The 11,556-nt window shown below is 65.7% G+C and carries 12 protein-coding genes; 4 read left to right on the forward strand and 8 right to left on the reverse strand.

From position 1 onward, the window contains the following. The first annotated feature begins 10 nt into the window (after positions 1–10). The 4 genes from NCS28_RS28680 to NCS28_RS28695 all read left to right on the forward strand — a co-directional run bounded on the left by NCS28_RS28680 (position 11) and on the right by NCS28_RS28695 (position 4,379). Positions 11–736: an enoyl-CoA hydratase/isomerase family protein gene (locus tag NCS28_RS28680; protein WP_250517160.1), complete on the forward strand. Its 726-nt coding sequence runs from the start codon at positions 11–13 to the stop codon at positions 734–736. A 46-nt stretch (positions 737–782) separates the two neighbouring features. Beyond that, entirely contained in the window at positions 783–2,348 is a 1,566-nt protein-coding gene (locus NCS28_RS28685; RefSeq protein ID WP_250517161.1) for a UbiD family decarboxylase, read from the forward strand. Positions 2,349–2,453: 105 nt separating this feature from the next. Further along, the gene (locus tag NCS28_RS28690; protein WP_250517162.1) at positions 2,454–3,386 is read left to right on the forward strand and encodes a LysR family transcriptional regulator; all 933 of its coding nucleotides are present in this window, start codon (positions 2,454–2,456) and stop codon (positions 3,384–3,386) included. Positions 3,387–3,461: 75 nt separating this feature from the next. Then, positions 3,462–4,379, forward strand: a complete 918-nt coding sequence (locus tag NCS28_RS28695; protein ID WP_250517163.1) for a LysR family transcriptional regulator — start codon at positions 3,462–3,464, stop codon at positions 4,377–4,379. Here NCS28_RS28695 and NCS28_RS28700 read toward each other — a convergent pair. From NCS28_RS28700 to leuD, 8 genes are read right to left on the reverse strand one after another with little or no spacing between them, the layout of a single operon-like run. Further along, positions 4,370–5,293, reverse strand: coding sequence for an SMP-30/gluconolactonase/LRE family protein (locus tag NCS28_RS28700; protein WP_250517164.1), 924 nt, complete (start codon positions 5,291–5,293; stop codon positions 4,370–4,372). The two genes, NCS28_RS28695 and NCS28_RS28700, sit on opposite strands and share 10 nt — an antisense overlap. A 19-nt stretch (positions 5,294–5,312) precedes the next feature. Continuing rightward, entirely contained in the window at positions 5,313–6,341 is a 1,029-nt protein-coding gene (locus NCS28_RS28705; protein ID WP_250517165.1) for an ABC transporter substrate-binding protein, read from the reverse strand. Positions 6,342–6,354: 13 nt separating this feature from the next. Beyond that, positions 6,355–7,110, reverse strand: coding sequence for an SDR family NAD(P)-dependent oxidoreductase (locus NCS28_RS28710; RefSeq protein WP_250517166.1), 756 nt, complete (start codon positions 7,108–7,110; stop codon positions 6,355–6,357). A 17-nt stretch (positions 7,111–7,127) separates the two neighbouring features. Further along, positions 7,128–7,934, reverse strand: coding sequence for an ABC transporter permease (locus tag NCS28_RS28715; protein WP_250517167.1), 807 nt, complete (start codon positions 7,932–7,934; stop codon positions 7,128–7,130). Next, the gene (locus NCS28_RS28720) at positions 7,915–8,769 is read right to left on the reverse strand and encodes an ABC transporter ATP-binding protein (RefSeq protein WP_250517168.1); all 855 of its coding nucleotides are present in this window, start codon (positions 8,767–8,769) and stop codon (positions 7,915–7,917) included. Before NCS28_RS28720 ends, NCS28_RS28715 begins: the two co-directional genes overlap by 20 nt. After that, positions 8,766–9,791, reverse strand: a complete 1,026-nt coding sequence (locus NCS28_RS28725) for an ABC transporter substrate-binding protein (RefSeq protein WP_250517169.1) — start codon at positions 9,789–9,791, stop codon at positions 8,766–8,768. Before NCS28_RS28725 ends, NCS28_RS28720 begins: the two co-directional genes overlap by 4 nt. 60 nt (positions 9,792–9,851) lie before the next feature. Then, positions 9,852–10,922, reverse strand: coding sequence for a 3-isopropylmalate dehydrogenase (gene leuB, locus NCS28_RS28730; protein WP_250517170.1), 1,071 nt, complete (start codon positions 10,920–10,922; stop codon positions 9,852–9,854). A gap of 37 nt (positions 10,923–10,959) precedes the next feature. Beyond that, positions 10,960–11,556 carry a 3-isopropylmalate dehydratase small subunit gene (leuD, locus tag NCS28_RS28735; protein ID WP_250517171.1) on the reverse strand — a complete coding sequence of 199 codons (597 nt, stop codon included), beginning with the start codon at positions 11,554–11,556 and terminating at the stop codon, positions 10,960–10,962.

An 11,556-nucleotide genomic window follows, 5' to 3' on the forward strand; every position in this document is an offset into this window, starting at 1 on the left:
GGAGACCGGCATGACAAGCCCTCACGTTGCTATCCGCCGCAACGGTCCGCTCGTGGACGTGGTCCTCGACCATCCCGAGAACGGCAATCTGATCGACGCGCCGATGAGCGAGACGATCATCGAATGCATCACGACGCTCGACGACGATGTGAAGCTCGTGCGCATCCTCGCGAGCGGCCCCGACTTCTGCAAGGGCCGCCTTTCGCCGATGCCGCCGAAGGACGCGAAGCCGTCCGCCGAAACGCTGCGCCGCGTGGTCGCCGCGCCGCCGCTCGCGCTCTACGACGCGCTCAAGGCCGTGCGCGTGCCCGTGGTGTCGGTCGTGCGCGGCGATGCGCTCGGCGTGGGCTGCGCGCTCGCGGGCGTGTGCGATATCGCGCTGGCGTCGGACGATGCCGTGTTCCAGATCCCCGAAATGGAACGCGACATTCCGCCGACGCTCGTGATGTCGGCGCTGATCGGCCGCGTGCCGCTGAAGACAGTCGCGCACATGGTGCTCTGCCGCGTGCGCTTGTCCGCGAGCGAAGCGCTGCACGCCGGGCTCGTGAGCCGCGTCGTGCCGGCAGCAAACCTCGACGCCGAAGCAGACGCGCTCGCCGACACGCTGCTCGGCTGCAGCGCGGTCACGCTGCGCGCGGTGAAGCAGTTCCTGCATCTCGCACCCGAAATGCCGGCGAGCGGCGCGAGCGGTTTTGCCGCGCATCTCGCGGCGACGGCGCTTTCCGCGCGCTTCTGACGACGGCGCGAACGCGTCGCACCATCCAAGCATCAAGGAACCCAGATTGAGACCCAAGACCGCCATTCCCTCGACCGTCGACGGCACGCCCGCGCCCGACCTCGAACGCTTCCGCCTGCGCCGCTTCCTCGAATCGCTCGACGACAGCGAACTCGAACGCCATGACGCGAGCGTCGATCTCGCCGACATCGCCGGCATCATGGAAGGCAACCCGCGCGCCGTGTGGTTCAGCCGGCCGTCGGGCGGCGCAGTCTCGCTCGCGGGCAGCGTCGCCGCGAGCCGCACGCGCCTCGCCAAAGCGTTCGATACGACGCCGCAACGTCTGCTCGACACTGTGCGCGAACGCTTGCGCGTGAAAGGCAAGCTCGTCGAAGTGAGCCGCGAGGAAGCGCCCGTGCAGCAAGTCGTGCTCACCGGCGACGCGTGCGACTTCACCGCGCTGCCCGTGCATCTTCAGCACGATCTGGACGGCGCGCCGTACATCTCGGCGTCGATCGACTTCGCCGTCGATCCGGACACGGGCTGGACCAACGTCGGCATTCGCCGCCTGATGCTGCGCGGGCGGCGCACGGCGGGCATCGATCTCGTCGCGCCGTCGGATTTGCGGGCGATCGCGATCGGGCACGCGAAGCGCGGCGAGCGCACGCCGATCGCGTTCGCCGTCGGCACGCATCCGGTCGATCACGTCGGCGCGACCATGCGCATTCCCGCCGACGAGCTCGAACTCGTCGCCGCCCTGCGCGGCGCGCCGATGGGCGTGGTCAAGTGCGTGACGAACGATCTGCTCGTGCCCGCCGACGCGGAGTTCATCCTCGAAGGCTATCTCGACGAACGCGGTCACGCCGATCCCGAAGGCCCGTACGGCGAATTCCTCGGCTATTACGGCGGCGTGAAGACGAACCCGCTGTTCCATCTGACCGCGATCACGCATCGGCGCGATGCGGTCTTTCAGACGTGCACGATCGGCGGACGCTCGATGGCGCGCACCGATACCGCGCAGCTCGCCGCGCTGCGCACGGAAGTAACGGTGTGGCGCGCGCTCGAAACGGCCGTGCGCGAAGTGAAGGCCGTCTATGCGAACCCGGCCACCGGCGGCATGTTCAACGTGCGCGTCGCCATGCAGCAGCGCGTGCCGGGCGAAGCGCGCAACGCGATCGCGGCCGTGTTCGCGTCGCTTGCAAACGTGAAGCATGTTTTCGTGGTCGATCCCGACATCGACGTGTTCTCGGACGAGCAGATGGACTGGGCGCTCGCCACGCGCTTTCAGGCCGATCGCGATTTGGTGCTTCAGGACAGCCTGCGCGCGATGCCGCTCGATCCGTCGCTGCTCGGCGCGACGAAAACGGCGAAGGCCGGCTTCGATCTCACGCTGCCGTTGCTCGCGCCGGGGGCCGAGCGCGATCTCGAACATCGCGTGCCGACGCCGCCCGCATATCGCGGCGCGCGCTTCGAATCGCTCGAAGCCGCGCTCGAAGACGGACCGAAGCGCTTCTCCGAGCTGATGGCCGCGACCGGCACGCGCGACGGCCGCGAAGTGGTCCGCTGGCTCGAAGACACGTCGCAACGGCGCGCAATCGCACGGGACGAAGAAGGCCGCTACGTCCTCGCGTGACGCCCGCGGCTGCCGCACCGGAAAGTCCCGAGGTGCAGCAGCCGCCGCTGCGGACGGGATAGAATCGGGCATGCTCCACGCCTGAAAAACAAACGGCCGTCGTCGATGAATCTATCCCTCAAGCAACTCAAGGTTTTTCTTGGCGTCGCGAATGCGTCGAGCTTCACGAAGACCGCGCAGAGCATGCATCTCAGCCAGGCGGCGCTTTCCGCGATCATTCGGGAGCTCGAAACGCAGCTCGATTGCCGGCTGCTCGAGCGCACCACGCGCACGGTCTCCCTGACCGAAGCCGGCCGCCTGTTTTATCCCACCGCAATGGCGATCGTCGAGTCGCTGGAAAAATCGGTCATCGAACTCAACGAGCTGGGGCGGCAGAAACAGTCGTCGCTGCTGCTCGGCTGCACGCCGATGATCGCCGCGAGCCTCATGCCTTCGGTGCTCGCGCGCTTCTCGACTGTCTATCCGAACGCACAGATCGAACTCGTCGACCGCAATCCGACCGAGCTCGTACAGATGGTCGAGGAAGGCCATCTCGACGCCGCGTTCGGCGTGTTCTTCTCGCAGCTTTCCGGCATCGACCGCACGCCGATCTTCCCGACGCGGCTCGTCGCCGTATCGCCCGCGCAAGCTGGCGCGCCGCTGCGTGGCTCGGGCATGCGCTGGACCGCGCTCGAAGACCAGCCGCTCATCACGCTGCCGAAGGACAATCCGCTGCAACGGCTGATCGAGGCCACGCTGTCGAAAGAGGAAGTCACGGTGAGCCGCCGCATCGTCGTGGGTCATTTGCAGACCGCTATCGCGATGGCGCAGGAAGGGCTCGGCACCGCCGTCATGCCGTCCTTCTGCGAACATATTTGCTACCGCTACAAGGTGCGCGTCGACGCGTTGCGGCCCGAGGTACCGCTTTCGTTTTATCGCATCACGCGAACCGGGCGCGACACGCTCGCCACACTCGATCAGTTCACGACGATGTTCACCGAAGCCGCGAAGGAAGATCCCACCGGATCGAGCAACGCGGATATCGACGAGGAAGAGTGACGCCCGGCATCGCTTTGCACGCGCAACGGCCCGCGTGCATACTCTTCCCACCGGAAACGGCTACTCGGAGAGTCGATGCGTTTCGATCTGCAATCGCTGAAATTGTTCGTCGCTGTCTGCGAGCAGGGCAGCATCGCCCGCGCGGCGGAGGCCGAAAACATCGCGCCTTCTGCGCTCAGCAAGCGCATGTCGCATCTGGAGGACACGCTCAAGACCGCCCTCTTCATGCGCAGCAACAAGGGACTGGAACTGACGGCCGCGGCCGCCGCCCTCTTGCAGCATGCACGCGTGCTCCTGCGCGATATCCAGCAGATGGAAAGCGAACTGCTCGATCATGCCGAGGGCGTGCGCGGCCAGATCCGGCTACATGCCAGCCTCTCGACGATCGTTCAGTACATCGCCAATGACATCCGCGAATTTCTGGAAATGCATCCGGGGCTGCGCATCGATCTTCAGGAAAGCCTCAGTCCGGCGGTGGTCCGCGCCGTCGCTGAAAACACGGCCGATATCGGCGTGTTCGGCGGCACGACCGTGACGACCGGCTTGCAGGTGTTTCCGTATCGCAGCGACCGGCTCGTCGTGATCATGCCGCCCGATCATCCCCTCAGCCGTACCGATAGAGTGAAGTTCCGTGAAATGGCCGAATATCCGCTGGTAGGGCCGCAAGCGGGCAGCTATCTGAATTCGCTGGTGTTGCGCGCGGCGGCCGATCTCGATCATCCGCTCAAGCTGTCGATCCGCGTCAACGGCTTCGAGCCGGTGCGCAGCATGGTCGAGGCGCGCCTCGGCATCGGCCTCGTGCCCGAGCATCATGCCGAGCGCTACGTCAGCTCGGGGCCGTTGGTTGCGGTGCAGCTCGACGAAACCTGGGCCGAGCGTCACTGGAAAATCTGCGTACGCGAGGCCGAATCGCTGCCCGCGCCCGTTCAACTCTTTCTCAAGCACCTGCTCGCGAGCCAGAGCGCGCATCCGGCGCCTGGCCGTCACGAATAAGCCAGCTTCAATCCGGGCTGCGGCCAGGGCAAGGTTCCGAGCCGCCCCGTGCCCGACAGCGTGACGTAGGCCGTCTTCATGTCGGCGCCGCCGAAACAGATGTTGGTCACCATGCCGTCCGGCACCATCACTTGCCGCAGCACCTCGCCGGATGGCGCGACCACGGTAATGCAACCGGTGACGAGCGTGGCCACGCAGATGTTGCCCTCCGCATCCACTGCGAGGCTGTCGAAGCGCTGATAACCGGGCAACCCGCACACCAGACGCCCGCCGTGCGGCGACGGATAAGGATGCTTGCGCGCCCGCCCCGGCGCGTCCAGATCGAACGCCCACAGCCGCGCGGTCTCGGTTTCCGCCACATAGACGACGCTATCGTCCGGCGACAGGCCGACGCCATTGGCCGTGGTCAACGGATAAGCGACTTCGACGATCATCGATCCATCGGCGCGCGCGTAATAGAGACCCGCGTGATCGCGATCGCGCAGGCGGTTCTTGCCGAAGTCGGTGAAGTAGAAGCCGCCGCCGTGGTCGAACACGATGTCGTTGGGACCGCACAGCGGATGATCGCCGCAGCGGTCGTACAGCGTCGTCAGCGCGCCCGTGCGCGGATCGAAGCGCTCGATGCGCCCGCTCGTGTAACGCGGATGCACGCCCGGCTTCGTGCGGTTCAGCCCGGCGACGGTGCGAAACAGAAAGCCGCCGTTGTTGCAGATGTAGAACGCGCCGTCCGGCCCCAGCGCCAGTCCGTTCGGCCCGCCGCCCACTTCCGCGATGACGCTCGCGGTGCCGTCGGCGGCCACGCGCGTGAGCGTCTCGCGCTCGATTTCCACGAGCACGATCGAGCTATCGGACATCGCCACCGGCCCTTCGGGAAATTTCAGGCCTTCGGCCAGAATGCGGATGCCGCCTTCCATCGTCGCTCCCCGTTGTTGGTCAATGCTTGCCCGCATTTTCGACGAAGCGATTGTCGTAAGTCGCCTTCAGGTCGATCGACGCTTTGCCGATGTCCGGATCGAAGGCGGCGAGCACATCGTGCACGGTATGTGCGGCGGCGTCGGTCATCAGGCCGTCGCGCGAAATGCAGCTTCGCATGTTGGCGTAGGCGCGGGCGAAGACATCCTTCTCGGCCAGCGCGTATTGCGGCGGCACGGCGGCGGCGACCTGCTCGGGCGTCGCCTGCGCCATCCAGCGTTCGGCTTCGAGGATCGCGTTCGTCACCGCCTGCACCGTGTTTGGATTGCCGGCGGCGAACGCCCGCGTCGTGTAGATGGCCGCTTCGGGGTAATCGCCGCCCAGCGTGGCGCGCGTGCCGGCCGGATCGCGCATCACGGCGAGCGGAAAGAGATCGCCGCTCGTCTGCAGCACGGTCGCGACGGGGTCGTTGCTCATCAGCGCGTCGATCTGCCCGCTGCGCGCCGCCGCAATCGCACCGGCCGACGAGCCCACGCCGATGATCGACACATCGCCCGGCTTCACGCCGGACTTGCTCAACAGGTAGTTCACGCCCATGTGAAAGCTCGATCCGGGCGAGCTCACGCCGATGCGCTTGCCCTTGAGATCGGCATACGTCCTGACCTTGTCGTGGCTCGCGCGGGTCACGCCGAACACCCAGCCCGGACACGAGGCCAGCGTCACGAACGAGACCAGTTGCTGCCCTTTCGCGGCCATCGTGATGGTGTTGGAATAGGCGCCCGCGACGATATCGGCGCTGCCGCCCATCAACGCCTGCAACGCCTTCGCGCCGCCGCTGAACACGCCGATCTCGACCTCCAGCCCGGCCTGTTTGAAATAGCCGCGGCTATCGGCGATGACGAACGGCAGATAGGGAAAGCCCACGCCCGCCGCGGCGAGATGAAGCTTCGGTTTCTCCGGCACGGGCGCGGCGTTGGCCGACGCATTCACGACGACCGCGCACGCGGCCAGTACCGGCGACAGCAGACGCCAAAACGCTCTCGGCTTCATGGATAGGCCCGCCTCAATACGTCGCGCGTCCGCCGGACAGATCGAAAACCGCGCCGGTCGTGAACGAATTCTCTTCGCTGGCGAGCCAGGCGATCATCGCGGCGGCTTCGTCGAGTTCGAGAAAACGGCCGCGCGGGATCTTGCCCAGCATGTAGCGAATATGCTCGGGCGACTGCTCCATGGCGCCGGGCGTGCGCGCGACGGCAGGCGTCACGCAGTTGACGGCGATATCGTGGCTCGCCAGCTCCTTGCCGAGCGACTTCGTCATCGCGATGACGGCAGCTTTCGCCGAGCTATAGGCCGCCGCATTCGGGTTGCCTTCCTTGCCCGCGACCGAAGCCAGATTCACGATGCGCCCGTAGTTCTGGCCGATCATGCCCGGCACCACCGCGCGGCAGCAGTGAAACGTGCCGTTGACGTCGATATCGATCACCTGCTTCCACACGTCGACGGGATAGTCGATCAACGTGGCGTTGGGGCCGACGATCGCCGCGTTGTTGATCAGGATATCGATGCGCCCCGTCGCTTTCAGCGTCCCCGCGAGGGCGGCCTGCACGCTCGCGTAATCGGCGATATCCACTTGCTCGAAGTGCACATCGTGCTCGCGCACTTCGGCGCGGGCCTGCTCGATGCCCGCGGGATTGACGTCCCAGATCACGAGCCGCGCACCGGAGGCCAACAGCCGATGGCCGACCGCGAGGCCGATGCCTTGTGCGCCGCCCGTCACGACGGCGACGCGGTCCTTCAGGTTGATCGCGTTGGTCTGCAAGATGGTTTCCTCAATGTTCAGGCGCTCGCGGCCACCGTCTGTCCGGCGACGGGGCGCCAGCGCAGCAGGTGATCCTCGACCATCGACACGGCGGTATCGAGCAGCAGGGCGAACACGGTCAGCACCAGAATGCCCGCGATCACCGAGTTGATATCGAACACGCCCTCGGCCAGCAGAATCAGATAGCCCACGCCCTTTTCCGATCCCAGGTACTCGCCCACCACGCTGCCGACGAAGGCAATGCCGATCGCGTTATGCAGGCTCGAGAAGACCCAGCTCGTCGCCGATGGCAGGTACACGTGCCGCAGCAACTGGCGCGAATTGGCGCCCAGCATGCGCGTGTTGGACAACACCGTCGGGCTGACCTCGCGCACGCCCTGAAAGACGTTGAAGAACACCACGAAGAACACCAGCGTCACGCCCAGCGCCACCTTGGACCAGATGCCGAGGCCGAACCAGAGCGCGAAGATCGGCGCGAAGATGAGGCGCGGCATCGAATTCATGGCCTTGATGAACGGATCGAACACCACGGCCAGGAACGGATTGAGCGCGAGCCACAGACCGCACGCGAGGCCGAACGCCGTGCCGATCGCGAACGCCAGCATGGTTTCGATCAGCGTCGTGTAGAGATGGCGAAACACCGAGCCCGTCACGAACCAGTCGACGATGCGCAGCGCCACGCCGACCGGATCGCCGAAGAAAAACGGCGACAGCCATTTCTGGCCGGTGCCGAGCCACCACAGGAACAGGAAGCCGAACAGGATGGCGAGCCGGGTGATCAACACCGTGAATCGATTGTTCGGGTCAAACACGGTTGCGCGCATAGCTTTTGAGTACCTCGCCTCGAAGCACGTCCCAGATCTGGGTGTGCAGTTGCAGGAAACGCTGCGTCATGCGGATTTCCGACATTTCGCGCGGACGCTCCAGGTCGATCTCGAACTCGGCGATAGGTCGCGTTCCCGGCCCCGCCGACAACACGATCACGCGGTCCGACAACGAGATGGCCTCTTCCAGATCGTGCGTCACGAACATCACGGATTTGCGGTCGTACGACCACAGTTGCAGCAGCTCGTTTTCCATCAGATGCCGGGTCTGGATATCGAGCGCGCTGAATGGCTCGTCCATCAGGATGATGCGCGGGTTCAGCGCTAGCGCTTGCGCGAGGCCCGCGCGCTTGCGCATGCCACCGGAGAGCTGATGCGGATACTTCTTGCCGTGCCCGTTCAGGCCGACTCGCACGAGCCAGTCGTGCGCCACGCGCAGCGCCTCGTCGCGCGGCGTGCCGCGGAAGACGAGACCCATCGCAATGTTCTCTTCGGTCGTCTTCCACGGCATCAGCGCGTCGACCTGGAACAGATAGGCCGCGTGCCTGTTCAGGCCGTTCGTCAGCTTCTCGCCGAACACGCTCAGGCTGCCCGACGAGGGCCGCGTGAGTCCCGCCGCCACGTTCAGCAGCGTGGACTTGCCGCAGCCCGTCGGCCCGACGATCGACACGAACTCGCCGTCGCCGATCGACAGGTTCCCGCCGGAAATCGCGGTGTAGGTCTGCGCGTTCCTACCGTTGCCCGCGAAGGTGCATGTCACGTTGTCGAAGCGCAGGGCCTCGCGCAGCCCGGTCTTTGCGCTATCGACCGGGAAACTCAAGGTCGCGGCGCTCATGGCTGGATCTCCGCTGCTTTCCTGACGAAGCGGTTGTCATAGGTCGCGGCGAGGTCGATGTTGGCGGACGCCACGGTCGGATCGAAAGCCGCGAGCACGTCGCGCACGGTCTGCGCGCCCTTCGCCGTGATCTCGCCGTTCTGCGCGATGCAGCGGCGGCTGTTCGTGAAGGCCTCGGCATAGAGCGCCTTGTTGTCGCCGAGGAATTCGGGCGGCACGTTGTCCGCGACCTGTTGCGGCGTGGCCTTGGCGATCCACTTCTCGGCCCGCACGATCGCATTGGCGACGGCCTGCACCGTCTTCGGATTCCTGTTGACGAAGTCCTGAGTCGCGAAGAGGCTCGATTCGGGGTAGTCGGAGCCGAACACCTTGATGTTGCCGTCGGCCGTGCGCATGTTTTCCAGCGGCTTGAGACTGCCGTCCTTGACGAGGATCGTCGCGCTCGGATCGTTGACGATCAGCGCATCGATCTGCCCCGCGCGCACCGCCGCCACCGCGCCCGCCGCTTGCCCCACGCCGATGATCGACACGTCCGAAGACTGCAACCCCGCCTTGTGCAGAATGTAGTTGACCGCCATGTGCGTGCTCGAACCCGGCGCGCTCACGCCGATGCGCATGCCCTTCAGATCCTTGGGCGACTTGACTTCGGCCTGACGTTTCTGCGACACGCCGAAGATCCATCCGGGACAGATGACTTGCGCCGCCACCACCACCAGATGCTGGCCCTTGGTCGCCATGGTGATGGTGTTGGAATAGGCGCCCGCCACCATGTCGGAGCTGCCGCCCAGGAGCGCTTCCAGCGTCTTCGAACCGCCGGAGAATGCGGCGATGCTCACGTCCAGTCCTTCGTCCTTGAAGTAGCCGCGCGTCTTCGCGACGAGCATCGGCAGATACGTGATGCCCGTCGAAGCCGCCGCGATATGCAGCTCGGGCTTCTCGGGCACATCCTTCGCAACGGCTGCGGCGGCACCGAAGGCAAGCTCGAACGCCGCGCACAACGTGATGGCAAGTTTCAGCTTCATGGTTGTCTCCTCCCTTTCCGGGAATATTCTGGTTGCCGCGATACTGCGCCGCGATGCGGACTAGCCCGCCTGCTTGCGCAGCGCCTCGACCACCGCATCGCCCATGTCGCGGGTGCCGAGGCGTTGCGTGCCGTCCTGGACGATATCGGCGGTTCGGTAGCCCGCGGCCAGCACCGCGCGCACGGCCTGTTCGACGCGGCTCGCCGCATCGTCCATTTCGAAGCTCTCGCGCAACATCATCGCCAGCGACAGGATCGCGGCAAGCGGATTGGCCACGTCCTTGCCGGCGATGTCCGGCGCCGAACCGTGCACCGGCTCGTACAGCCCCTTGCGGTCGTAGCCGAGCGAGGCCGAAGGCAGCATGCCGATCGAACCGGTCAGCATGGCGGCGGCGTCGGAAAGAATATCGCCGAACAGATTGCCCGTGACGATCACGTCGAACTGTTTGGGGCGGCGCATCAGCATCATCGCGGCAGCGTCGACGAAGAGATGGCTCAGCTCGACGTCCGGGTAATCGCGCCCGACGCGCGTGACGACCTCGCGCCACAACTGGCTAGCCTCCAGCACGTTCGCCTTGTCCACCGAGCACAGCTTGTGATGACGGCGGCGCGCGGCCCGGAAGGCGGCATGCGCGACCCGCTCGACCTCGGATTCGGAATAGCGCATCGTGTTGAAGCCTACCCGCTCGCCCGCCTGATTGGTCTCGAAGCCGCGCGGCTGGCCGAAATAGGCGTCGCCGTTCAGCTCACGCACGATCACGATATCCAGCCCGTCGACGACTTCGGGCCGCAGCGTCGACGCGCCGATGAGTTCCGGGAACATATAGGCCGGGCGGAAGTTGGCGTAGAGCGTCAGCGCTTCGCGCAGCTGCAGCAACCCGGTTCCGGGACGATGTTCGCGGGGAATGCCGGCTTCATCGGCCACGCCGACCGCGCCGAAGAGAATGGCATCGGCCTTACGCGCCAGTTCGAGCGTCGGCGCGGGCAGCGGCACGCCGTGCGCCTCGATGCCGGCCCCGCCGATGGGCGCTTCCTCGGTCTCGGCCTGAGGCGCGACCACTTGCAGCACCTTGAGCGCCTGCGCCACCACTTCGGGGCCGATGCCATCACCGGGCATGACTGCAATCTTCATCTGTACTTCTCCTTGGTCGTTGTCGGGAAGAGCGCGTTCAAAAGGCTTCGTCGCGATTGCGCTCGAACGCGTCGATGCGGTCGCGATGCGAAAGCGTGTAGTCGATCTCGTCCATGCCGCGCAGCAGACACTCTTTCGCGAACGGTTCCATGTCGAAGGCATGCGAGGAACCGTCGGGCAAGGTCGCGGTTTGCGCGGGCAAGTCGATGGCGATGCGGCTGCCGGGACTCGCCGACAGCGTCTCCAGCAGCGGCAGGACGACGGCCTCCGGCAACACGATCGGCAGCAGGCCGTTCTTCAGGCAGTTGATGAAAAAGATATCGCCGAAGCTCGGTGCGATCGCCGCGCGGAAGCCGTAGTCGTACAACGCCCAGACCGCATGCTCGCGCGACGAGCCACAGCCGAAGTTATGGTTCGCGACGACGATGCGCGATTCGCGATACGGCGCCCTGTTGAGCACGAAGTCCGGCTGTTCCGCGCCGTCAGCGCCGAAGCGCAGCGCGCGAAACAGGAACTGGCCGAAATCGTCGGAGCGGGGTTTTTGCAGGAAGCGCGCGGGCAGGATCTGGTCGGTATCGCAGTTGATCGCGGCGATCGGCGCCGCCACTGCATCGAGATGCGTCAGGCTTTCCAT

The organism is Caballeronia sp. INDeC2 (assembly GCF_023631325.1).
GTDB lineage: Bacteria > Pseudomonadota > Gammaproteobacteria > Burkholderiales > Burkholderiaceae > Caballeronia.

Bases quoted from the DNA above. Each gene is read 5' to 3' on its own strand.
- NCS28_RS28690 (WP_250517162.1), top strand. From the start codon at position 2,454: ATGAATCTATCCCTCAAGCAACTCAAGGTTTTTCTTGGCGTCGCGAAT.
- NCS28_RS28700 (WP_250517164.1), bottom strand. From the start codon at position 5,293: ATGGAAGGCGGCATCCGCATTCTGGCCGAAGGCCTGAAATTTCCCGAA.
- NCS28_RS28695 (WP_250517163.1), top strand. From the start codon at position 3,462: ATGCGTTTCGATCTGCAATCGCTGAAATTGTTCGTCGCTGTCTGCGAG.
- NCS28_RS28725 (WP_250517169.1), bottom strand. From the start codon at position 9,791: ATGAAGCTGAAACTTGCCATCACGTTGTGCGCGGCGTTCGAGCTTGCC.
- leuD (WP_250517171.1), bottom strand. From the start codon at position 11,556: ATGGAAAGCCTGACGCATCTCGATGCAGTGGCGGCGCCGATCGCCGCG.
- NCS28_RS28720 (WP_250517168.1), bottom strand. From the start codon at position 8,769: ATGAGCGCCGCGACCTTGAGTTTCCCGGTCGATAGCGCAAAGACCGGG.
- NCS28_RS28715 (WP_250517167.1), bottom strand. From the start codon at position 7,934: ATGCGCGCAACCGTGTTTGACCCGAACAATCGATTCACGGTGTTGATC.
- leuB (WP_250517170.1), bottom strand. From the start codon at position 10,922: ATGAAGATTGCAGTCATGCCCGGTGATGGCATCGGCCCCGAAGTGGTG.
- NCS28_RS28680 (WP_250517160.1), top strand. From the start codon at position 11: ATGACAAGCCCTCACGTTGCTATCCGCCGCAACGGTCCGCTCGTGGAC.
- NCS28_RS28705 (WP_250517165.1), bottom strand. From the start codon at position 6,341: ATGAAGCCGAGAGCGTTTTGGCGTCTGCTGTCGCCGGTACTGGCCGCG.